The following is a 23055-nucleotide window of genomic DNA, read 5'->3' on the forward strand; positions in this document are numbered from 1 at the left end:
ATCGTCAGGAGTCGTTCTAATCCCGGCGTTGACGGAAGCCAAGGCCGGCGGCAAGGTCGGACCATGTCGAACATTCTGAACCTGAACCAGACCAGCCGCGACCGGGTCGAGATCCTGGGCCGGGCCGTGAGCGAATCCGAAGGGGCCACGCCCCTGTACCTGGAGCGCATCTCCGCCGGCTTCCCCTCCCCGGCCGACGACTACATCGAAACCGCCCTGGACCTGAACACCTACCTGGTCCGTAACCCGGCCGCCACATTCATGGTCAGGGTCAGCGGCGACTCCATGTCCGGCGCGGGGATACACGACGGCGACATCCTCGTCGTGGACCGCTCCGAGGAGCCCGTTCCGGGCAAGATCGTGGTCGCGGTCCTGGACGGCGAACTGACGGTCAAGCGGCTGGTCCGCAAGGACGGCCAGATTTTCCTCGCCCCAGAGAACCCCCGCTACCGGCCCATCGCCGTGGCCGCCGAGCAGAATCTGCACGTCTGGGGCGTGGTTTCGGGGGTGGTGCGGAGGCTCTAGTGCGCGATTTCTACCTCATGGTGGACTGCAACAACTTCTACGCCTCCTGCGAACGCGTCTTCGACCCGTCCCTGGAAGGCCGGCCCGTGGTCGTCCTGTCCAACAACGACGGCTGCGTCATCGCCCGCTCGAACGAGGCCAAGGCCTTGGGAATAACCATGGGCGAGCCGGCCTACAAGCGCGAGGACTTCTACGCCCGTAGCGGCGTGCGCGTCCTCTCCTCCAACTACGCCCTCTACGGCGACATGTCGGCCCGCGTCATGCGCACCCTGGGCCAGTTTTGCGCCGAGGCCGAGATCTACTCCATCGACGAATGCTTCCTCATGCTGCGGGGCCTGAACAGCGCGAGTCTGCTCGACACGGCCCGCGAAATCCGCGCCACGGTGAAAAAATGGACGGGCATCCCCGTGGGCGTGGGCATCGCCCGGACCAAGACCCTGGCCAAGGTCGCCAACCGCCTGGCCAAGAAGGGCGACGGCACGCGGTTGCTGGAGGACGAGGACGACATCGACCGGGTCCTGCACTCCACGGAACCCGGCGACGTGTGGGGCATCGGCCGCAGGAGCGCGCGCTTCCTGGCCGCTTGCGGGGTGCGCACGGCCCTGGACCTCAAGCGCCGCCCCGACGACTGGGTCCGCCGCCAGCTGACCGTGACGGGCCTGCGCACGGTCCTCGAACTGCGCCAGATCCCGTGCATCGCCCTGGAGGACGCCCCGCCCCCGGCCCGGTCCCTGGTCTGCTCCCGCTCCTTCGGCACGCGCGTCGAGAGTCTGGCGAGCCTGGAGGAGGCCGTCTCGGCCTATGTGCAGCGGGCCGCGGAGAAGTTGCGCCGCAAGGGCCTCGTGGCCGGGGCCGTGCAGGTCTTCCTGGAGACCAACCGCTTCCAGCCGGGGCCCCAGTACTGTGCCAGCCGCGGCCGCGCCCTGCCCGCGCCCACTGCCGACACCCTGGTCCTGCACGGGCCGGCCCTGCAGATCCTGCGCGAGATCCACAAGCCCGGCTACAAATACCAGAAGGCGGGCGTGATCCTGTTGGACCTCGCCCCGGCCGGCCAGCGCCAGCTGTCCTTCCTGGAGCCGAGCGGCGAGGAGAAGACGCGGCGGGACGCCCTCATGCGGGTCATGGACCGCGTCAACACCATGCACGGCCAGGGCACCCTGACCCTGGCCGCCTCGGGCCTGGGCAAGAAGGAATGGCACATGCGCCAGGAGCGCCGCTCCCCCCGCTACACCACATCCTGGGCCGAGCTGCCCGTAGTCCGCTGAAACCGCCACACATCAATTCCGGGCTGCGTTGCTCACCGATTTTGAAGGGCTCATGGGGACGGCTACATTTCGCCCTCCAAAATCGGCTTACCCATGCTGGGCACACCCTCGCCTTGCCAGAATTGATTTGTGGACGGTTTCGAAATGATGAGTCGTCATGAATCTTCCAAATTTCAACCTGCTTCCTCAAGGACCAGTATGCGCTTCGGACTGTGCTGCCTCTTCGTGGCCGAACCCGTGACCTTCCGCACCACCACGGCCAAGGCCCTCTCGGCCCTGAGCCGCCGCGACGCCCTGGCCAAGGCTTCGGGCGTCTGCCTCCACAACGCCCGGAACCTCCTGCTCGCGGTGCAGACGGTGTACCGGCTGGGCATCGGCGCCTTCCGCATCATGTCGCCCCTCTTCCCGCGCATGACCCACCCCGAGGTCGGCTACAATCTGGAGGACCTGCCCGAGGCCGAGGCCATCGCCCGCAACATGGCCGATGTCCGGGACTTCGCGCGGGGCCACGACGTCCGCCTGAGCTTCCACCCCGACCAGTTCGTGGTCCTGTCCTCGCCCCACGCCCACGTCATCGAAAGCTCCGTGCGGGAACTGGAGTACCAGGCCTTCCTGGCGGACCTGACCGGGGCGGACGTCATCAACATCCACGCCGGCGGGGCCTACGGCGACAAGGCGGCCGCCTTGAAACGCCTGTCCGCCGTGGTCCGGGAGCTGCCCGAAGGCGTGTCCTCCCGCCTGACCCTGGAGAACGACGACGTGACCTACTCCGTGCGCGACCTGCTGCCCGTGTGCGAAGATCTCGGCCTGCCGCTGGTCTATGACGCCCATCACCACCGCTGCAACCCGGACGGTCTGGGCGAGGCCGAGGCCACGGACCTGGCCGCCGCCACCTGGAAGGGACGGGAGCAGTACTGCCACATCTCCTCGCCGCGCGAAGGGTGGAAGAACAAGCCCAAGCCCCATGCCGACTACATCGACCCCGCGGATTTCCCGGCCTGCTGGCCGGGCCGCGCCATGACCGTGGACGTGGAGGCCAAGGCCAAGGAGCTGGCCGTGGTCCGCCTCATGCGCGATCTCGCCCCGACCGCCTGAGCGTGGCTAACGCGGAGCGCAAAGGCGCGCCGCGAACATTCTCTCGCCGGCAGCCGTCGGCAGCCTCCGAACATGCGGCACAAACGCGACATGGCAAAATATTTGTCATACGAATCTGGACAAGATTCCGCGCCTGACTTATATGTAAGACAGCCGTTTTTTTCGCCGAAACGGAAGGAGACACGCCATGACCGAAAAACGAAGCGCCACCCGCAAGGCCAGCCTGGAACCGTGCAGCATCGAACTGTACGCGGACGGCAAGGGGCCCCTGCCGTCGCGGGTCATCAATTACAGCCCGGGCGGTCTGATGATCGAACTTGACCACCCCCTGACCAAAGGCGAACCCGTCAAGATCCGTTTCCGTCCCGGCATGGAAAACGCCCAGCGCCTCGGCGAAACCCACTGCGTCGGCATGGTCCGCTGGTGCGCGCCGCAGGAGGGCCTGTACTCCGGCCGGTACGGCGTGGGCGTGCAGATGCCCCAGAGCGTGAGGACAATCAAGGCGGCGTAATACCTGCCAAGATCATCATTTCCGAAATTGCCGGCCCAAGCGGACGAATCCGCTTGGGCCTTTTTTTGTCCGCCGTCCCGGCAGGTCGCACACCTCGGGCGACCAAGGCCGCTCAACCTCCAGGGCATCCCGCTTCGCGATCACGCCATCTTTGCATCCCGGACAAAACGTATTAGGGTCGTAGCGTCCTTCCCCACGCTCCCGGAGCCGCGGCCCATGAAAACCTATCAGGAACTGGCTCGTTCGGCCGGAGGCGGCAGCAAAACCGCCTTTTGCGAGCTCATGCGCCGTTTCTCCGACATGGCCAAAGCCGTGGCCCTGCGCCGGCTGCGCGATCCGTCCCTGGCCGAGGACGCGCTGCAGGACGCCTTCCTGACCGCCTGGCTGCATCTGACCGGCCTGCGCAACCCCGACGCCTTCCCGGCCTGGCTGCGCGGCATCGTGACCAACAGCTGCCGCCGCATGCTCCGCGCCCACCCGCCGGACATTCTGACCTCCGACCTGGACAACATCGAGGACTTGCCCTCCGACGACCTGGACCCTTGGGAACACTACGCCCGCTTCCAGACCCGCGACATGATCCGTTCCCTTCTCGCCTCCCTGCCGGGAGTCTATCGGGAAGCAGCCGTGCAACGCTATCTGCTGGGACGCTCCTACGAAGACATCTCCTCTGCCCTGGGCGTGCCCGTGGGCACCATCAAACGCCGTCTGCACGATACCCGCGAAAGGATGATGCGCGCCATTGCCGACCATGACGCGCAGACCATCCGCGTCGGCTGCCTGCCCATCTCCGACCACCTCCTGCCCATGATCGCCCAGCAGCGTCACGACCAGACCGCCTTTCATGTCAGCCTGCGCAGGTTCATGTCCTGGTCGGAACTGGCCAAAGCCATGGTCAACGAAGCCCTGGACGCGGCCATGATGATGGCGCCCCTGACCATGGTCCTGCACAACCGGGGCGTTCCCCTGAAATGGGCCCTCGACGGACACCACGAGGGCAGCGCCATCACCATGCAGAAATCGATGATCAGGGACGGGGGCAGCCACGGCTTCCCGGGCCGCGATCTTGCCGGGGCAACAATGGGGCTGCCCCACCCTCTGTCCACGCATGGCATGCTGATGCGATCCGTCCTGGGCCTGGGGCCAGGGGGCAGGCCCTTCCGTCCCGTCTATCTCAGCCCCTCCTGCATGGCCCTCCCCCTGGCCCGCAGAAACCTGGACGGTTTCTTCTGCTCCGAACCCTGGGGGCTCATGGCCGAAAACGCCGGGACGGGCTCCGTCCTCATCCGCTCCCGTGACCTGGCGCCGGGCCATGTCTGCTGCATTCTCGCCGTCCGCAGCGATTTCGCGCGCGGCAAGCCGGAACTGCTGGACGGCTACCTGAAGCTGCTCCTGGCCGCCGCGGACTACGCCCATGCGCACCCCATGGAGAGCGCGGCCATCCAGTCCAGCTACACCGGAGTGGACAGGGACACGGCCGCCTCGGTCCTCAAACGAGGCTTCGTGACATTCCACGACCTCGCCCCGAACAGCGTCCGGGCCGGCCAGGTCATGAACATGGCCTTGCAGGCCGGCATGCTCGACCGGCCCTGCGATCTGAACGACCTGCTCCTGCCCCGGACCACCTGATCCTGCTCCCCCGGCAACGGACTTGACCGAACCTTTCTCCACGCGTTCGGCACTCTCCTGCATAGGGATATGCGCCACGTCGGCGCCCAACCCGCAGCAAAGAGGAGTCGCCATGATCGAAATCCGGCTGGTCACCCCCAACAGACGGGAATTCAGACCGGACGTGTATCGCCCGGGGATCATCTCCCTGTCGCGCATCCTGTGGGGCTCCATGGGCGGGGGGATAATCCTGGCCCTCATCGCCCTGGCCGGCACGGCCACGGGCGTCGGCGTCCTCTACCCGCCCCTGGCCGCTACCTGCTTCATCGGCGCCACCTGCAGCTACCTGCGCGTGGCTCGACCCAAATCGGTCATTGTCGGGCACTTCATCGCCACGGTGGGCGGGCTGCTCGGCGTCCACGCCGGCGACCTGCTTGCCGGGGGCACCGCTCTGCTCGTCCCCGTGAAGCTCGGCCTGGCCGTGCTCCTCGCGACCGCGCTCATGCAGCTTCTCGACGCCGACCACCCGCCCGCGGCAGCCACGGCGGCCATTCCGGCCATCCTCCCGCTGCCCGCGCCCGCCATGATCCTGCCCCTGCACATGGCCTGGGGCGCCGTCCTGGCCGTACTCCTGGGCGTCGTTTGGAACCGTTTCTGGTTCGAGTGTCCGCCGCCCGAAGAGGGCTGCGGGCGGTCCTGGTTCAATCTCGGCATGGAGAGAGCGGATATCGTCGGCGCGGGAACCTGCACCGCCGCCGCCCTGCTCATGTGCGCCAGGCCGTGGAGCCGGGCCGTCTACGAAGCGGGGATGTGGGTCATGCTGGCGGGACTGGCCGTCATGTCCCTGCACCATTTCTTCGGCGCGAAGGTGCTCGTGGGGGGAGCCGCGACATGCTGCACTCTCGCCAAACCGGCAACGGGCGGACCCGCCCCGTACCGTGGGTCAACCGAAAAGGAGGAGAAACATGAACGGTAACTGGTATCCGACGGTATGCTACCAATGCAAAGCCGAATGCGCCATCGAGGCCCATGTCGTGGACGGCCGGGTCACGGAGGTGCGAGGCAACCCGAAATTCCGGGGCAAGGCCTGCGTCAAGGGCATGGCCGGCGTGACCCTGCAGTACTCCAAGGACCGGCTGACCAAACCGCTCAAGCGCGTCGGCGAACGCGGGGAGGGCAAATTCGCCGAGATATCCTGGGCCGAGGCCCTCGACACCATCGAAGCGAAACTCAGGAGCCTCTATGATCGAGGCGAAGCCCACAAGCTGACCTACAGCTTCTTCCCGCACGCCCTGACCGACCCCAAATGGCATTTCCTCAACGCCTACGGCGGGTACATCAACACCGGTCTGCCGCACTGCGACTCGGCCAAGATCGTGTCCCAGATCAAGTGCTGGGGCGGCATCCCCAACCACCACATCCCGCCGGCCTGGTTCACCATGCCCAAGGACGGCGTCATGCTCCTGGCCGGCCGCCACGCCTTCGGCTGCCTGGACGACGCCGTGGCCGCGCGCGACATCCTGGAGGCCAAGGACCGCGGAGCCAAGCTCGTCGTGGTCGACCCCATCTTCAGCCCCGACGCGGCCAAGGCCGACTGGTGGATACCCATCAAGCCGTCAGGCGACACGGCCCTGTTCCTGGGCATGATCAACTACCTCATCGCCAACGATCTCTACGACAAGAAGTTCGTCGAGGAATGGGTGCGCGAGGGCGACTTCGAAAAGGTCAAGGCCCACGTGAAAGCCATGACGCCGGAGGCCATGAGCAAAATCTGCGACGTGCCGGCCCGGGACATCGTCAGGCTGGCCGAGATGTGCGCCGCTGCCCCGGCCGTGGGCGTGGACGGCTTCAAGTCCATCATGCTCGGTCAGGCCCTGGATTACGGCCACGCCTGGGCCATCTTCCTGGCCATCACCGGCAACATCGACAACCCCGGCGGCCAGCCCCTGCCGGACCTGACCCCCCTGTCCCCGGTCACACCCCTGCCCAAGGGCCCCGCGCCCCTGCACGACAAGGGCTTCCACCGCACCGGCCCCAACCGCGACAAGTTCGCCAAGTACAGCTTCATCCTGGAACCGACCTGGTACGAGACACAGGCCATCAAGGACGACGGTCTCAAGATCCTCCTGGTCACCGAGGCCAACCCGGCCCTGACCGAAATGGGCAGCAGGGAGTGGCAGAAAGCCGTGTGCATGAAAGACAAGAACGGGAACTACAAGCTGGAGTTCCTGCTCAACACGGACATCATGCTCTCGGAGACGGGCAAGTACGCCGACATCGTGCTGCCCGACCAGACCCATTTCGAACGCTGGGAACTCCTGTACATGCCGTGGTGGTACAACTTCGGACACGGCGTGCTCCTGCGCCAGCCTCTGGTCGACCCTCCGGGCGAGGCCAGACACTCCAACATGGTCTTCATCGAACTCGGCAAGCGCATCTTCCCGGAATACTTCCAGTTCAAGGACGACGTGGAATACTACGACATCCAGCTGAGGGGCCTGGGCCTGTCCGTGAAGAAGCTGCAGGAGATGGGCGGACGGTGGTCGCCCGGCACTTTGGGCTTCCGCAAGTACCGCGAACGGGGCTTCGGCACCCCGAGCAAGAAGGTTCACCTCTACTGGGAGGACTTGGAAGACATCGGCCAGGCCCTGCCCCGGACCATTCTGGCTCCCGAGTACGAGGCGGACGCCGAAAAGTACCCGTTCATCATGATCAGCTACCGCCGCATCCACATCAACGGCACGGGCCCCTGGTCCGTGAACAACGCCCAGCTGCGCGACCCGGCCTCGGGGCAGCCCACCAATCCGGCCATCATCAACCCCGCAGCGGCGGCCAAGCTCGGCATCAAGGACGGCGAGACCGTGACCATCTCCTCGCGCACGGGCAGCGTGACCACCCCGGTCAAGCTGACCGAGCACATCCGGCCCGACTGCATCGGCATCATGCACGGCTTTGGAGCCAGCGTGGGCAGCGTGGGGGCCGGGGCGGGCGTGAACGACAACGACCTCATCCCCGACGCCGGGGCGCATCTGCACTGGCAGGACCTCGTGGGCGGCGAGGCCCATGTCTCCACCCGCGTCCGCGTCAGCAAGTAAGGAGGAAACCATGAAGCAATTAAGCCTCGCCATAGACCTGGACCGCTGCATCGGATGCAAGACCTGCGTGGTGGCCTGCCGCAACAGCCACGGACTCGTGGACCACGAAAACTGCATGCCCGGGGAGATCCCCTACTACCTGCGCGTGGAATCCGAGCGCAAAGGGGTCTACCCCAACCTCTCGGAAACGAGCTGGGTCGTGCCCTGCCAACACTGCAAGAACGCCGCGTGCATCAAGGCGTGCAAGGCCGAAGCCATCGTCAAGGACGCCGAAACCGGCATCGTGCGCATCCTGGCCGACAAATGCGCGGGCGGCCGCGACTGCATCGAGGCCTGCCCTTACGGTGTCATCCAGTTCGACGCGGCCGCAGGCAAGGCCCACAAGTGCGATCTGTGCTGGGACCGCGTCCACATGGGCGAAAAGCCCGTCTGCGCGGAAGCCTGCATGACCGACGCCATCCGCTTCGGGGAGAAGGAAATCCTGAAGATGCAACTTGAGGCAGAAGGGAAGGAGATCGTGATGAAGATGAGCGCCCAGTCCATGCTCTACTTCCGCACGCCCGTATAGAAATCGTGAAGCGCAGCGGCGGGCCGGAAGCGTCCGCCTCCGTCCCGCCGCTGCTTTGGAAGAAACCGGCGCCCCGCATTGACCATGCCCCGCCCTCGCCGCTAGGCTGAAGTCCCGGCCGGACCCGTCCGGCGCGCACCCGTCAACCAACGCAGGGAGCATGATCCACACGACCACCCGACACATCCCCGCCACCGGCCAGAAGCTGTGCTTCGACGCCGCAGGCAACCCAGTGGACTGCAAGGGCAGTGGACAGGACGGCGAGTTCCGGAGCGGGCAGCCTTGGCCCGGTCCGCGTTTTGAGTTGCAGGGAGGCGACCTGACCCAGGACCGCCTGACGGGCCTGATCTGGCCGCGCGTCGCCTCCGTGGGGGATTTCCCCATGTCCTGGGCCGAGGCCCTGGACGCCGTGGCCGCCATGAACCGCGAGCAGGCCTTCGGCCACGCCGACTGGCGGCTGCCCAACCGCCGGGAGCTCCTGAGCGTGGTCAGCCACAACCATCACCGCCCGGCCCTGCCTGCCGGGCACCCCTTCACGGTCAGCCAGACCTGGTACTGGACCTCGACCACGGCCGTCATCGCTCCCGACTGCGCCTGGCGCGTGCATCTGGAAGGCGGCCGCATGTTCTACGGCGACAAGACGCGCGACGCCATGGTCTGGCCCGTGCGCGGGGAAAGCTCGCTCCTGGCATGGACCGGACAGCGCGGGTGTTGGGACTCGGCGGGAAACGTCGTGACGTGCGCAGAGACGGGACAGGACGGGGAACAGCGGCGCGGGTCGCCGTGGCCCGACCCGCGCTTCGCACTGGAGGGAGCTGAAGTGCGCGACCGCCTGACGGGCCTGCTCTGGACCCGCTCGGCGGACCTGCGCGGAATCGGCACGTGGGAGGAAGCTATCCGGGCGGCGCGGGAGCACCGCGCGGGAGGGATTGTCTGGCGGCTGCCGAACATCAGGGAGCTGGAATCCCTGGTCGACGCCGAGCGCCACGACCCGGCCCTGCCGGACGGGCACCCTTTCGAGAACCCGCAGGAGGCCTACTGGTCATCCACCAGCAGCGCCTACTCGCCCGACTGGGCCTACTGCCTGTACCTGCACAAGGGGGCGGTCGGCGTGGGCTTCAAGGCCGGGGCCGAATTCTCGGTCTGGCTCGTGGCAGTGGAATCTACTCCGGGGTGACGCGCACCGCGCAGGCCTTGAATTCCGGGATGCGCGCCAGAGGGTCCAGGGCCGGGTTGGTCAGGACGTTGGCCGCGGCCTCGGCGAAGTGGAACGGGATGAAGACGTGCCCTTCGGCCACGCGCTCCGTGACCTGGGCCCTGACCGAAATCTCCCCGCGCCGCGAGGCCACCCGCACCCGCTGCCCCTGGAGCACGCCCAGACGCGCGGCGTCGGCCGGGTTCAACTCCACGAAGCATTCGGGCACGATGCGGTTCAGCCCCTCGCTTTTGCGGGTCATGGTCCCGGTGTGGTAGTGCTCCAGCACCCGGCCTGTGCCGAGGGTCAAGGGATAGGCCGCGTCGGGCGTCTCGGCCGGCGGCTGCGGGTGCACGGGCACGAAGCGCCCCCTGCCGCGCGGGAAGCTCTCGCGATGCAGGATGGGCGTGCCCGGATGGGTCTTGTCCGGACAGGGCCAGATCAGCCCTTGACTCTCGATGCGGCGGTAGTCGATGCCGCCGTAGATGGGCGCGGCCTGGGCGATTTCGGCCATGACCGCCTCGGGCGAGTCCGGGCCCGGACCCAAGCCCAGGCGTTCGGACAGCATGTTCAGGATGCGCCAGTCCGGCAGGGCCTGCCCCGGACAGGGCACGGCGGCGCGCACGCGCTGCACGCGGCGGTCGGTGTTGGTGAAGGTGCCGTCCTTTTCCAGGGCGGATGCCGCCGGCAGGACCACATCGGCCAGCCGCGCCGTCTCGGTCAGGAAAATGTCCTGCACCGCCAGGAAATCAAGACCTTCAAGCCGCTTCCGCACATGCGAGACATCCGCATCCGACACGGCGGGGTTCTCGCCCATGATGAACATGGCCCGGACCTGCGGGGAGGCGAACATCTCCGTGGCCGTCAGGCCGGGGGTTCTGGACAGGGAGGTCATCCACAGGCTTTCCATCCGGCCCAGGGCCGCTTCGTCGTCCACCCGTCCGTATCCGGGCAGGACGCCCGGCAACCCGCCCATGTCGCAGGAACCCTGCACGTTGTTCTGCCCCCTGAGCGGGTTGATCCCCGCTCCGGGCCGCCCCACCTGCCCGCAAAGCAGGGCCAGGTCGGCCAGGGCCAGGACCGTGTCCGTGCCGCAGGCATGCTGGGTGATGCCCATGCAGTACAGGATGGTCGCCGCCCCGGCGCGGGCGTACAGGCGGGCCGCCCGCTCCAGGTCGGCGGATGGAATTCCGGTCGCGGACTGCACGTATTCGGGGGTATAGGGCTCCAAGGCCGCGCGCAGCTCTTCGAACCCTTCGGTGCGGCTGTGGATGAAGGCCCGGTTCTCCAGGCCCTCGCGCAGGATGACGTGCATGAGGCCGTTGACCCAGGCGATGTCGGTGCCCGGCGCCGGGCGCAGCCAGAGATGGGCGTGCCGGGTCAAGGCGACGGCGCGCGGATCGACGACCACGAGTGTCGCCCCGGCGCGCACGGCACGCTTGACGCGGGCCGCGAAGACCGGGTGCGTCTCGGTGGTGTTGGAGCCCGTGACCAGAATCACCTCGGCGTTGCCCACATCGGCCATGATATTGGTCGGCGAGGCGCTGCCGAAGGCCTGCACCAGGGCTTCGAGGGAAGAGGCATGGCACAGCCGCGCGCAGTGGTCCACGTTATTGGTGCCCAGACGGCGCGCCAGTTTCTGGAACAGGTAGTTTTCCTCGTTGGTGCAGCGGGCCGAGGCCAGAAAACCCAAGGCATCGGGCCCGTGGGCGTCGCGGGCGGCCAAAAGGCGGGCGGCGACCAGCTCGATGGCCTCGTCCCACCCGGCAGGGACCAGCGCTCCGTCGCGTCGGACGAGCGGTGTGGTCAGGCGCTCGGGGTGGGCGGTGAAATCCAGGGCGAAACGCCCCTTGACGCACAGGCTCCCTTCATTGTGGCCGTCCTCGGCCCCCAGCACATGCCGGATGCGGCCGTCCTGAACATACACGTCCATCTGGCAGCCCACCCCGCAATACGGACACGTGGTGCGCACCGGGCGGGTTTCGCACAGGCGCGGTTTGCGGCGGGCGTCCACCATGCTCAGCGCTCCCGTGGGGCAGACCTGCAAACACTCGCCGCAGAACACGCAGTCGGACTCGGCCAGGGCCGTGTCGCACCCGGCCACGATCTTGGCGGCCGCGCCGCGGTAGCCGTAATCGATGGCCTCGTTGACCTGGATCTCGTTGCAGGCCTGCACGCAGCGGCCGCAGAGGATGCACTTGAAAAAATCGCGCACGATGAACGGGTTGCCCGTCTCGGGCCGGTAGCGGGGCCTCGGCCGCTCGAAGGAACCCGTGCCCACGCCGTAGCGGTAGGCCAGGCTCTGCAGGGCGCAGTCCCCGGCCGCCGGGCAGAGCAGGCAGTCGTGGTTCCCGGAGTCGAGCATGAGCCGCAGGATGGCCCGGCGGGCCCGCAGCACGCGGTCCGAATCCGTGTGCACGATCATGCCCTCGGCGGCAGGGGCCGCGCAGGACGCCACCAAGGTGCGCGCGCCCCAGACCTCCACCACGCAGATGCGGCAGGCGCCCGTTGGTGCGCAGTTCGGCAGGTGGCACAGGGTCGGGATGAAGATGCCGTGGGCCTTGGCCACTTCAAGAATCGTCTGGCCGGGCGTGAAGACGCACAGCGTGTCGTTGATGGTCAGTTCCATGGCGTCCCCGTCAGTCGATGCAGTCGAAAGGGCAGGCCTGAAAGCAGGCCAGGCATTGCACGCATTTTTCGCGGTCGATGCGGGCAGTCTGTTTTTTGGCCCAGATCACGGCCCCGGTCGGGCAGGCCTTGAAGCACAGACCGCACTTGCGGCAGCGCGACTCGTCCACCTCGAACTTGAGCAGAGCCACGCAGCGCTTGGCCGGACAGCGCTTTTCGGCGATGTGCGCCTCGAACTCGTCCCGGAAATGGCGCAGGGCCGAAAGGATCGGGTTGGAGGCCGTCTGGCCCAGGCCGCACAGGGACGCGTCGGTGATGACCGCGGCCAGGTCCTCCAGGGCGCGCAGGTCGCCGGGCTCGCCCTTGCCTTCGCAGATGCGGGTCAGGATCTCGAGCTGCCGCCTGGTCCCCTCGCGGCAGGGCGTGCACTTGCCGCAGGACTCGTCCTGGATGAAATCCATGAAGAAGCGGGCCATGTCGACCATGCAGGTGCGGTCGTTCATGACGATGACCCCGCCCGAGCCCATGATGGCCCCGGCCTTGGTGATGGCCTCGTAGTCCACGGGCGTGTCCAGCAGGTGCGCCGGGATGCTCCCGCCCGATGGCCCCCCGAGTTGCACGGCCTTGCATTTCCGCTTGCCGGGCACCCCGCCGCCGATGTCGTTGACCAGCACGGACAAGGGCGTGCCCATATCCACCTCGACCAGCCCGATGTTGTTCACGTCGCCGGACAGGGCGAAGACCTTGGTGCCCGTGCTGCCCTCGGTGCCCACGCCGGCGTGGCAGGCCGCGCCCAGGCGGATGATGGCCCCGACGCCGGCCAACGTCTCGACGTTGTTCAGGACCGTCGGTTTGCCCCACAACCCCTGCTGCGCCGGGAACGGCGGCCGGGGGACGGGCATGCCGCGCTTCCCCTCGATGGAGCGCATGAGGGCCGTCTCCTCGCCGCAGACGAAGGCTCCGGCGCCCTGGTAGATTTCGAGGTCGAAGGAAAAACCGCTGCCCAGGATGTTCTCGCCCAGCAGGCCCAGCTCCCGGGCCTGGCCGATGGCCACGGTCAGGCGATGGATGGCCAGGGGGTATTCCGAACGGCAATAAATGTAGCCATGGCGCGAACCGATGGCCACGGCCGCGATGAGCATGCCCTCCAGCACGGCGTGGGGGTCGGACTCGAGGATGGAGCGGTCCATGAACGCGCCCGGGTCGCCCTCGTCGGCGTTGCAAAGCACGTACTTGACGTCGCCGGGCGAAGCGGCCGCGAACTTCCACTTGAGACCCGTGGGGAACCCGGCCCCGCCTCGCCCGCGCAGGCCCGAGGCGCGTACCTCCTCGACGACGCCCTCGGGGGTCATGTCGAACAGGGCCTTGGCCAGGCCCTGGTAGGCTTCGTGAGCGATGGCGTGGCCGATGTTCTCGGGGTCGATGCGGCCCTTGTTGCGCAGGATCCACGGCCGCTGCAGGGCGAAAAAGGGGATGGAGTCCATGCCCGCCACTGCGTTGCCGTCGGGGTCGCGGTACAGCAGGCGCTCCACGGGCCGCCCCCCGGCCGAGGCGATAACCTCGGCCGCGTCCTGCGCGCGCACCTTGCAGTACAGGACGCCGCCGGGCTGCATGATGACCACCGGCCCCAGGGCGCAGAAGCCGTTGCAGCCCGTCTCGATGACCTGCACGGCGCCTCCCTGCCGCGCGGACTCTTCGCGCAGGGCCGCGATGAGGGGGATGGAGCCCGTGGCGTGGCAGCCGGTGCCGCTGCAGCAGAAGACGCGCGGGGCGAAGGTTTCGAGGGCGGCCCGCTCAAGGTCGCGCATGGCCGTCAGCGCGGCGCGGTCGAGACGGGCGCTCATTCGTACCCCTCCAATATTTTGCAGGCCGAATCGGGCGTGACCCCGCCGTGAACGTCGCGGTCCACGACCATGACCGGGGCCAGGCCGCAGGCGCCCAGGCAGCGCACGGGCTCCAGGCTGAAGCGGCCGCTCTCGCAGGTGCCGCCGGCCTTCACGCCGAAGCGGCGCTCCACCCGGTCCAGGACCTCGCGCACCCCGCGCACGTAGCAGGCCGTGCCCGTGCAGACGCGGACCTGATGCCGTCCCTTGGGTTCAAGAGAAAATAGCGAATAGAACGACACGACGCCGTACACCTTGGCGACGGGAAGGTTCATGCCGCGCGCGATGCGCTCGACGAGTTCCGGCGGGAAATGCCCCGCGATGTCCTGGCACAGCCGCAGGACAGTGATGAGGGAGCCGGGCGTGGCGCGGTGTTCGGCCACGACGGCGTCGGCCTGGGCGAGTTGTTCGGGGGTGAGTGCGTTCAATGGGGCCACGCTGGTTGAAGGTTTGTGCGGTGTTGGGCTTGGGAAAGTCATAGTGCAGGGGGCGGTGATGCGCAAATCGGTTTTGGGGGCATGGGCGGCGGGGTGGACGGTATGGACCGGATGGACGGATGGACGTAATGGACGGTATGGACTGTGACGAATGCGGGCCACGGGACAAGCCGTGGACGGGAGGACAGCATGAAGGCCGACGACCCCTTTGACCTGAACCGATTCCTGCAGGCCCAGGAAGGCGTCTACGCCGCCGCCCTGGCCGAACTGCGCGCCGGGCGCAAGACGTCGCACTGGATGTGGTTCGTCTTTCCGCAAATCGACGGCCTGGGCCGCAGCACCACGGCTCGGCACTATGCGATCAAGAGCCTGGCCGAGGCCAGAGCGTATCTGGCGCACCCGGTCCTGGGCAAACGTCTGCGCGAATGCGCCGCCGCCGTGCTGGGCGTCGGGGGGCGCGCTGCTTCGGAGATTTTCGGCTACCCGGACGATCTCAAGTTCTGCTCCTCCATGACCCTGTTCGAACGGGCGGAGCCGGACTGCGACCTCTTTTCCGGCGCCCTGAACAAATTTTTCGAAGGCGGACGGGACCCGATGACGCTGGAAATACTGGCAGGCATCGGTTCCTGAGCATCGGGCGAAGGCCTGGAGGGCCCCTGAAACGCCGTTGCCGTCGGAGACAAGTTTGCATAGGGATGCCCTCTGCGTTTCAAAGCCCCCGACGACGCCACCGTTCTCGCCCGGCCAGACAGTCGGCAAACCGCCAACGGCGCGACCACATCAGGTCCGCCGCCACGCCAAGGACACGCACGCTATGGCATTCATCGACCCCGACTCGCACCAGGCCATGCTCCGCCACGGCCTGAAAACCGGCATCGCCGCGGTGCTGGCCTACGGCTTGGCCCAACTGGCCGAACTGCAGTACGGCTACTGGGCGACGCTGTCCGCCGTCATCGTCATGCAGGTATATGTCGCCGATTCCGTCCAGATGTGCCTCTACCGCTTCTCCGGCACCGCCGTCGGCGCGCTCATCGGCATGGCCGCCATATCGGTCTTTCCGGCAACGCAGGCCATGACCGTGCTGGCCCTCTTCCTGTCGGTGACCTTCTGCGCCTACATGACCCGCTACAACGCCCGGTACCGCATGGCGGCCATCACCGTGTGCATCGTCATCCTGGCCAGCCTGAATCAGGAGGACAGGCTCGTCTTCGGTCTGCTGCGAGTTGCGGAGATCGGCATCGGCGTGGCCGCGGCCTTCGCGGTCAGCATCGCCCTGTGGCCCGTGCGGGCCGGCAGCGCCCTCAAGGCCCGCCTCATGGAACGCTTCACCGAGTGCGCCCGCAGCTACGAAACCATCATGGAGTCGTTCCTGGCCCTGCAAGCGGGCCTCGACCCGCATCTGCTCGCCGGACTTCAGGCAGACATCCTGAAGGACCGCGCCCTGTTCCAGAAAGTCCTGCATCATGAGCGCAGGATGTACCGCGAGGATACCGACCTGCTGGACCTCAAAATCAGCACCCTCGAACGTTGCGTGGCCCATCTGGAGTCGATGCTCCGCGCGCTCAACAGCGAACAGGACAAGGGCTACGAAATTCTCATGGCGCCCGAACTGCGGCAGCTGTCCACAGTTGCCGTGAACGGGATGCGCGCCATCGCCTCCGGAAGCGTCCCGGACCAGGCGCACCTTTCGCACGCCTTGGATAATGCGGAAACCCGCCTGCTGGAACTTCGGAACGAGGGGGCCACCAAACGCTTCCACCTGCAGAAACTCGTTCAGTTCTTTGCCTTCTACCACGGCGCCCAATCCATGGGGCACGACATTCTTCTCTACTGCCGCAATGCGAAGTTCGACATTGCGCCCTCCTGATGGTAGGAGTTATGCATAAAAATATGCATGCCCCGCATGGGACCACGCCGGATGCCGATTGTCGACCGGCCATTGACTGTCCTGCTGGGCAATTTTATGTAACATCCCGGCAACGTAAACATCTGCCACAAGGAAGGCGAATCATGAAAAAAATACTTCTGACAGTACTTATCGCCGTGTTCGCGGTGAGCGGCTGCGCGACCATGGACCAGCAAACCAAGACCACCAAGGGTGCAGCCTACGGCGCGGGCGGCGGCGCCGTCGCCGGTGCGATATTGGGCGGGATCATCGGACGTGACGTCAAGGGCGCGGCCATCGGCGCGGCGGCCGGCGCGGCCATCGGCGGCCTGGCCGGGGCCGGCGTGGGCCACATGATGGACAAGCAGGAGGCGGAGATGCGCGATGCCCTGGCCACGTCCGAGGAAGTGGCCGTCCGGCGCGAGGGTGATCTCATCGCCCTGACCCTGAAGGGCGACGTATCCTTCGACGTGAACTCCGACGTGGTCCTTCCGGGCTTGTACACCGAACTGGACCGCATCGCGCAGATCCTGGTCAAATACCCGGACACGACCATCGTCATCGAAGGGCACACGGACAGCACCGGCTCCGACACCTACAACCAGGGGCTGTCCGAACGGCGCGCCCTGAGCGTCCAGAGGCTGCTGGTGCAGCGCGGCGTGAGCGAATACCGCATCTCGACCGTAGGCTATGGCGAAACTCGCCCCGTGGCCACCAACAACACGCCCGAAGGCCGCCAGATGAACCGCCGCGTGGAGATCCGCGTCAACCCCAACGCCCAGACCCAGCCCCAGGGTCAGCCGGCTCCGGTGCAGTAATCCCGCCGGGCCTGGCCCGCACTCGCATGCGATACATCGGGCCCGCGTCGCAAAGACGCGGGCCCGATCTTTTCCGGGCAGCCGCCACGTGCATGCGAAGCCTGCAGGCTTTCGGTGCGGCGCGCGCAAGGGGTGAGCCCGACGTTCCCGCCTCGCACGTTACCGTGCAGGATTTGCGCAGCGGACGGCTGGAAAAATTTTCGCGACACGTCCCCGCTTCCTGCAAGCCCCCCCTCGTCCAGTCTCATGGCGGCCGCACGCCGTGCGCCGCAGGGCCGCATCGGCCGGTTTTCCTCGGGCATCGAGGCCGGTTCGCTTTTTGCTTCATACGGGGAAATGGGTCCCGCCTGGAGACGGGACCTGCGGGAGTCCTGCGATACCGTTTCGCAAGGTCACTCCTTAACCCACACACATCATGAAAAAAACACTGGCAGCATTCGTCATTTTTTCCGCCCTCGCGCTTCAAGGATGCGTGGTCGGAGTCAGTTCGGTCCAGCCTCCGCATGTGGGCTTCTATGGGCACCCGTCCCTCGTTGTCATCCCCGGGACCTACGTCTACGCCATGACCGACATCGATGACGACATCTACTTTCACGTCGGCTGGTGGTGGCGGCTGTGGGACGGGCGCTGGTATCGCTCCCACTACTATGACCGGGGCTGGAGCGACTACAGGGGGGTGCCGGCATTCTACCGCGAGGTCGACCCCCGCTGGCGGGACTTCTACAGGCACCGCCGCTGGAACGGACACCCCTGGGAATGCGAACGCATCCCGGCCCCACGGGTCCAGAGCGACTGGGACAGATGGGAGAACACCCGCTACTGGGAGAAGGAGAGAAACTGGGGCGTGAAGGGCTTCCGTCCCGAGCCTTATCGACATGCCGGACTGTCGGGACAGGAGCGGGACGACTCGCGGTTCAGGGACGCGGACAGAAATCGCCAGATCCGGCCCCAATCGTCGCCTGACCGCAGGAGGGAACTCTCACGCGAAAAAGAGGCCTCGCGACCCGGCCTGCCGTTCTTCGGAAACCGCCGGACGGACGACCGGGAAACTCAAAACCTTGAACGGGATCGAACCCATGATCGCCGGACCAGCCGACCGCAGCAGGTCTTCGAACGCCAGCGGCAGGAGGCCGGGGCAGCCGAAGCCCGAAGAGACGAGCGTTACGACGATCGCAGCGGCACGCGGGGCAGACAGACGATTCTCGAACATCAACAGCGGGACGACGAAAAAATCGAGGCACCGCAGAACCGGCAGCCCCGCGAACGGCAGGACTATCGCCGCACCACTCCGTTCTTCAAACAGGGACAGCGGGAATCCGGAGCGACGGACCAGCCGCGGCACGAACAATTCCGCGAGCGCCAGGCTGAAGAAACGGCGACGCCCCTCTTTCAAGGACGGCAACGGGAAGCCAGGTCGGAGCGGCGCCAACTGGACGACTCCGACCGCCGGCAGTTCCGGCCGGCGTCACGGCAGCCGGAAATCGGCCAGGAACGCCCGCAACGTCAGGAACGCAGCCGAGACGGCCGCAAACGCCCCACGCAGGAACTCACCGGCCAAGGGCCTGAAGAATCCGGAGCACCTGCGAGCGGAGTGACCGAAATCATGCAGCCTCAATAAGCATCCCTCGGCGTATCGGGCGTAAGGGGAGAAGGCTCACCAAAGAACAAGGGCTTGGATGCAAATCCAAGCCCTTGATTTTTTTGAGTGGCGGAGAGGGTGTCCCCTAATTTTATTCAATATCTATCTGTTTTTAAATATCTTCCTACTAGAGCGGCAGTTATGTTGCCCCGGAACTTGTCCTTTATTGCTCCCCTCTAGTAACACGAATTTGCAATTAGTAAGAAGCATTGTAAGTAGATGCAACTCGCCTGGCCGCCCGCTCTTCACCACACGCCAGCTTTGTCCAACCACAGATGGTTTTTTCTTGACGGCAAACTTCCAGTTCGACATAAGGTGAAAGATTGGAGGTTCTTACCATGAAGACCATTTCCTGTAGCATGAAAGCCTTAAAGTTCGACGAATACAAGAAGCGAAAGGGCCACGACCTGCGCCAACAGAAGAAGATACCGCGCAACATCGATCCGGCCAGAATTCGCCTTAACACAGTGGTGATTCCGACGCCCTCTGCCAAGGAGGCTTTGTTACTGATAAACAAGATCAAGGCCGAGGTCAGGGCTCGGCAGCGCTTCAATCCTGCCAAGAACAACCTTGTGCATGATGGGATTCTCTCATTCTCCCACGACGCCCAGAAGATCGTCCACGCTTTATCCCCCGAGGAGCAACTGCGAAGAATACTTCAGTCTGTCAACGACGTCTGCGAGCTGCACAAGGGCCGCCTGATCGGCCTCACGATCCATAGGGATGAATACGCGCTCCACATTCACTTTCAGATCCTCGCGGCGGGTGACGACGGGCGATTGCTGCGGATCGGGCCCCGCGACTGCATGCGGCGGCAAGACGTAGCTGCCAGGGCGTGGAACGATCTCGGCATCACAAGGGGGAAAGCCAAGAAGCAGAGGATTGCTGACGGCGAATCATGGCGAAAAACCAACAAACGGAATTTAAAGCAATTGCACGAGGAACTGCCTCGTGAAATTGCAGAACTGGAAGCCCAGAAGGCGGCGCTCACGCAGGAAAGGGACTGGCTCTTTCAGGAGGTCCAGAGGTTTCAGATGGAGCGCACCGCGATTCTCGAAAAGCTTAGGGTCGCCCAAGAGGTCTTCGCGTCTGAAGAAGGGATTAGGGAGCGCCTCACAGCGTCCGAAGTCAGACCAAAAATTGACCTGGCCAAACCAAGGCAATGAAAAAACGCCCGTGGACGGGAGGTTCAATCGTCCACGGGCGCCGGCTTTCCTGGAACGAGCCCGCCAGGTAGGCCGATATATGTTCAACCTAGTCCGAGCATTCTCCTGACTGCGGCCGGATTGCGCCTGATGTGCTGAAAAACCAGCTGCTCGCCCTCGGATCCTGCGAGCTCGTTGGCGAGCGTTCTCTTGTCGAATGCCACAACAGTTTTAGGTGCTTTCTGCCTTTTGAGCGACTCTGCGATTTCGCTCAGCAGGGCATATGTCTTTTCATCGCCCCCGCCAGACTTGACGCCCAGAACGCCGTCTGGACCACGCCGAAGGGGCATGATGGCTTCCGGTCCGGCCTCGGCGAAAATGCCGGCGCCACGCGCAAAGGCAAACATCTGCGGCGTGTGGTAGACGCCCCCGGAGTAGGCCGACAGGCTCGGTGAGTCGTAGACGCCGCCAAGGGCGTTCACTGACATGAAGTGGGAGAGCTCGCCAGCGTAGTTGAAGCCGCCGCGGGCAGATCCTGCGGCTTCGGAGACTCCTCCAGACAAGTAAGAACTGGCCATAGAGAGCCCAGCCTTGATTACTCCACCTAGCCACTCATAGCCATCGGACGCCATGGAGCGGAACGCCAAACGCGCAATCTCCGCGTTGATGCTCGTGACAAGGTCCGCGAACTCCAGCTTGCCGGTCTTCACGAAATCCACAATCATGTCTTCCATGCCTGTGAACGCCATGCCCATGACGTCCTCGACGTTCTTGGCCGCGTTGTCGGCTTCGTCGGTGTAAGACTGCAGCGCCCTGGTAGCCCCGTCCTGCCAGTCCCGGGAAATGGCTAGCTTTTCCTGCGCAACCCACTGAGCTACCGCGATATCAACAGCCCCGGCGGACCGAAAAATCTCAGCCTGACGGTCAATCTGCTCCTTCTTAAACTCCGTCTCGCCAACAACGATCTCGCGGTAGCGATCCGAGAAGTCGAGAAGGATTTCCTCGTTTTTCTCCTGGTCGCTCTTGGCCTTTGTTAGAAGCTCGGCGGCCCGCTTGTCGATATCTCCGAAGTAATCCGCGAGTTCCGCGTTGACGGCATTCAGTGAAATTTCGTCCTGGCGCAGCTTAACCCACTCCTGCAGAAGCGGGTTGGCGCGGCCCAAGCTCTTGGAGTATTCGTCGAATTTCAGGCCCAATTCGTACCGCTCGAAGTCAGACGCCGTCATGGTCAGCCTGGCAATCTCGGATTGCATGGAGGCCACGGCACGGGCGGCTTCATTGGCGGCGCTAGTGGTTTTTGTGGCGGGAACTGAGATGTCCGCAGTGGAAGTTGCCGGGGAGGGGTTAGATGTAGGTGACCCGGGTGTTGCAGACGATACCGAAGCCGCTGTGGCCTTGTAGATGGCTTCTTGCTCTCCCTGGAGGCGGACGATCTCTTTTTGAGCTGAGGCAACTGCTGCCGTGTTCTCCTCGTAGGCCTTGGCGAAGTAGTCAAAGCCCCTTTGAGAATTTTCATTCCCCAGGGCTGCGCCAACGCCGTAGAGGCCCATGCCGACAGCATCCGCCGCCGCGCCTGTTCCATGCAGCACGACCGACATGCCCTGTACAACCTGCGTGACGTCCAAAAACTCATACTTTAGGGCCTTGCTCCACTCGGACACCCCTTTTTTGTTGTTGTCGAGCAGCCCAGCAAACTTCAGCACCTCCCTGTTGACGGTCGGCATTACTTCGTGGCCGATCAGTATCAGCGTATTTGCCAAGGCGTTGCGCATGACAGCATCTGTCGCCTCGCCTGTCTGTCGCCAGTGTTCAAAAGCTTTGTCAGCAGCCCCAGCCTTGGCAGTCATGGCGTCCAGATTGGTATTGTATTGCGCAAACTCCTGTCGAGACAGGGCCGCCACGGCCAGCAGTGCCTCGCTGCTCTCGAATAGCTTGCCCAGTCCCACTCCGGACTGCTCGCTATACTGCTGCAGTCGCTGCAATGTACCCGCCAGACCGAACATCTCCACTGCCTGCTTGCCGGAACTCACACCCAACGCATCCAGGGCTATTTCCATCTTCTCCGTGGGCTTCAGCAGGCTGGTCAGCATGGCCCGGTACTGAGTGCCCGCTTGGCTGGTGCCGCCTGCGGTCTGGGTGACCGCCGCCAGGGCTGCGCCCATCTCGTGCTGGTTAACGGCCACTTCCTTGGAGATCGACGACACATCACCGATGATTGGCACCAGTTCCTGGAAAGAGGTTTGTCCCTGCTTTTCGATGGCGAACAGTAGGTCAGCGGCATCGGACGCTGACGTGATGTCTCCGGCGTACCCGGCCATGGTCTTGGTTAGCGCCTTGATGACCTCGGACTGATCCATGTGCGCGGCCTTGGCGGACTCGGCTGCCGTGGTCAGGGTATCCAAGGCTCTGGCAGGATCAGTCACGCCTGCGCTGATGGTCTGATAATACCCGCGCACCAGTTCAGTCATGCTGCCCAGCTCCGCCGGCATGTCGGACATGCGCGCCGTGATGCTGGCCATGCTTTCTGACGTGACCTTGCCCATATCCGTCAGCGCGGACTCCCACTCGTTGGACAGGCTGCGCACCTGGGCGAAGGCCGCGCCCACGCCCAAGGCGCCAAGTGCCGCCTGTAGACCAAAGACGTGGCGCTGCATGCTCTGCAACTCGGTCCCGAGCCGCCTGCCGGCATCGGCCACGACTCTGGAGAGTTCGTCTTTCCCGCTGATGATTATTTGCGTGGTCGCTGTACCCATGTTGA

At 65.3% G+C, this 23055-nt stretch carries 18 protein-coding genes; 14 read left to right on the plus strand and 4 right to left on the minus strand.

The features are described 5' to 3' along the window. Window positions 1-63 precede the first annotated feature (63 nt). The 9 genes from ACYQ3G_RS16125 to ACYQ3G_RS16165 all read left to right on the plus strand — a co-directional run bounded on the left by ACYQ3G_RS16125 (window position 64) and on the right by ACYQ3G_RS16165 (window position 9844). A complete protein-coding gene (locus ACYQ3G_RS16125; RefSeq protein ID WP_459827427.1) occupies window positions 64-525 on the plus strand; it encodes a LexA family protein in 462 nt (153 codons plus the stop codon). Beyond that, complete coding sequence (locus ACYQ3G_RS16130; protein ID WP_459827429.1) at window positions 525-1790, plus strand: Y-family DNA polymerase; 1266 nt, start codon at window positions 525-527, stop codon at window positions 1788-1790. Before ACYQ3G_RS16125 ends, ACYQ3G_RS16130 begins: the two co-directional genes overlap by 1 nt. Window positions 1791-1988: 198 nt before the next feature. Beyond that, on the plus strand, window positions 1989-2885 hold the full coding sequence (gene uvsE / locus ACYQ3G_RS16135) for a UV DNA damage repair endonuclease UvsE (protein ID WP_459827431.1): 897 nt from the start codon (window positions 1989-1991) through the stop codon (window positions 2883-2885). A 187-nt stretch (window positions 2886-3072) separates the two neighbouring features. Next, complete coding sequence (locus tag ACYQ3G_RS16140) at window positions 3073-3396, plus strand: PilZ domain-containing protein (RefSeq protein WP_459827434.1); 324 nt, start codon at window positions 3073-3075, stop codon at window positions 3394-3396. Between the two features lie 216 nt (window positions 3397-3612). Then, window positions 3613-5025 (plus strand): sigma-70 family RNA polymerase sigma factor, encoded by a 1413-nt coding sequence (locus ACYQ3G_RS16145; protein ID WP_459827437.1) that lies wholly within the window; start codon window positions 3613-3615, stop codon window positions 5023-5025. A 112-nt stretch (window positions 5026-5137) separates the two neighbouring features. After that, complete coding sequence (locus ACYQ3G_RS16150) at window positions 5138-5980, plus strand: HPP family protein (protein ID WP_459827440.1); 843 nt, start codon at window positions 5138-5140, stop codon at window positions 5978-5980. Next, window positions 5970-8099 (plus strand): molybdopterin-containing oxidoreductase family protein, encoded by a 2130-nt coding sequence (locus tag ACYQ3G_RS16155; protein WP_459827443.1) that lies wholly within the window; start codon window positions 5970-5972, stop codon window positions 8097-8099. Before ACYQ3G_RS16150 ends, ACYQ3G_RS16155 begins: the two co-directional genes overlap by 11 nt. Before the next feature lie 10 nt (window positions 8100-8109). Then, window positions 8110-8667, plus strand: coding sequence for a 4Fe-4S dicluster domain-containing protein (locus ACYQ3G_RS16160; protein ID WP_459827446.1), 558 nt, complete (start codon window positions 8110-8112; stop codon window positions 8665-8667). Between the two features lie 160 nt (window positions 8668-8827). Further along, window positions 8828-9844 (plus strand): Lcl C-terminal domain-containing protein, encoded by a 1017-nt coding sequence (locus ACYQ3G_RS16165; protein ID WP_459827449.1) that lies wholly within the window; start codon window positions 8828-8830, stop codon window positions 9842-9844. Here the strand turns inward: ACYQ3G_RS16165 and fdhF are convergent. Genes fdhF through ACYQ3G_RS16180 form a run of 3 tightly spaced genes read right to left on the minus strand, consistent with a single transcriptional unit; the run spans window position 9831 to window position 14801 of the window. Further along, window positions 9831-12491 (minus strand): formate dehydrogenase subunit alpha, encoded by a 2661-nt coding sequence (gene fdhF / locus ACYQ3G_RS16170; RefSeq protein WP_459827452.1) that lies wholly within the window; start codon window positions 12489-12491, stop codon window positions 9831-9833. The genes ACYQ3G_RS16165 and fdhF overlap by 14 nt on opposite strands. Window positions 12492-12501: 10 nt before the next feature. Then, complete coding sequence (gene nuoF / locus ACYQ3G_RS16175) at window positions 12502-14334, minus strand: NADH-quinone oxidoreductase subunit NuoF (RefSeq protein WP_459827455.1); 1833 nt, start codon at window positions 14332-14334, stop codon at window positions 12502-12504. Next, window positions 14331-14801: an NADH-quinone oxidoreductase subunit NuoE family protein gene (locus ACYQ3G_RS16180; RefSeq protein WP_459827458.1), complete on the minus strand. Its 471-nt coding sequence runs from the start codon at window positions 14799-14801 to the stop codon at window positions 14331-14333. The genes nuoF and ACYQ3G_RS16180 overlap by 4 nt, the downstream gene beginning before the upstream one ends. Window positions 14802-14999: 198 nt before the next feature. Between ACYQ3G_RS16180 and ACYQ3G_RS16185 the strand changes: the two genes are divergently transcribed. The 5 genes from ACYQ3G_RS16185 to ACYQ3G_RS16205 all read left to right on the plus strand — a co-directional run bounded on the left by ACYQ3G_RS16185 (window position 15000) and on the right by ACYQ3G_RS16205 (window position 20318). After that, entirely contained in the window at window positions 15000-15440 is a 441-nt protein-coding gene (locus tag ACYQ3G_RS16185; RefSeq protein WP_459827461.1) for a DUF1810 domain-containing protein, read from the plus strand. 184 nt (window positions 15441-15624) lie between these two features. Then, window positions 15625-16677, plus strand: coding sequence for an FUSC family protein (locus ACYQ3G_RS16190; RefSeq protein WP_459827464.1), 1053 nt, complete (start codon window positions 15625-15627; stop codon window positions 16675-16677). A 143-nt stretch (window positions 16678-16820) separates the two neighbouring features. Continuing rightward, window positions 16821-17513: a YiaD family glycine zipper/OmpA-like lipoprotein gene (locus ACYQ3G_RS16195; protein ID WP_459827467.1), complete on the plus strand. Its 693-nt coding sequence runs from the start codon at window positions 16821-16823 to the stop codon at window positions 17511-17513. A gap of 472 nt (window positions 17514-17985) precedes the next feature. Further along, complete coding sequence (locus tag ACYQ3G_RS16200) at window positions 17986-19131, plus strand: hypothetical protein (protein ID WP_459827470.1); 1146 nt, start codon at window positions 17986-17988, stop codon at window positions 19129-19131. A gap of 359 nt (window positions 19132-19490) precedes the next feature. Continuing rightward, window positions 19491-20318, plus strand: a complete 828-nt coding sequence (locus ACYQ3G_RS16205) for a plasmid recombination protein (protein ID WP_459827473.1) — start codon at window positions 19491-19493, stop codon at window positions 20316-20318. Window positions 20319-20401: 83 nt separating this feature from the next. On the opposite strand, the gene ACYQ3G_RS16210 is transcribed toward ACYQ3G_RS16205, so the two are convergent. Beyond that, window positions 20402-23050 (minus strand): phage tail tape measure protein, encoded by a 2649-nt coding sequence (locus tag ACYQ3G_RS16210; RefSeq protein ID WP_459827476.1) that lies wholly within the window; start codon window positions 23048-23050, stop codon window positions 20402-20404. Window positions 23051-23055 lie beyond the last annotated feature (5 nt).

The sequence above is a fragment of the Desulfomicrobium salsuginis genome, from assembly GCF_054657795.1.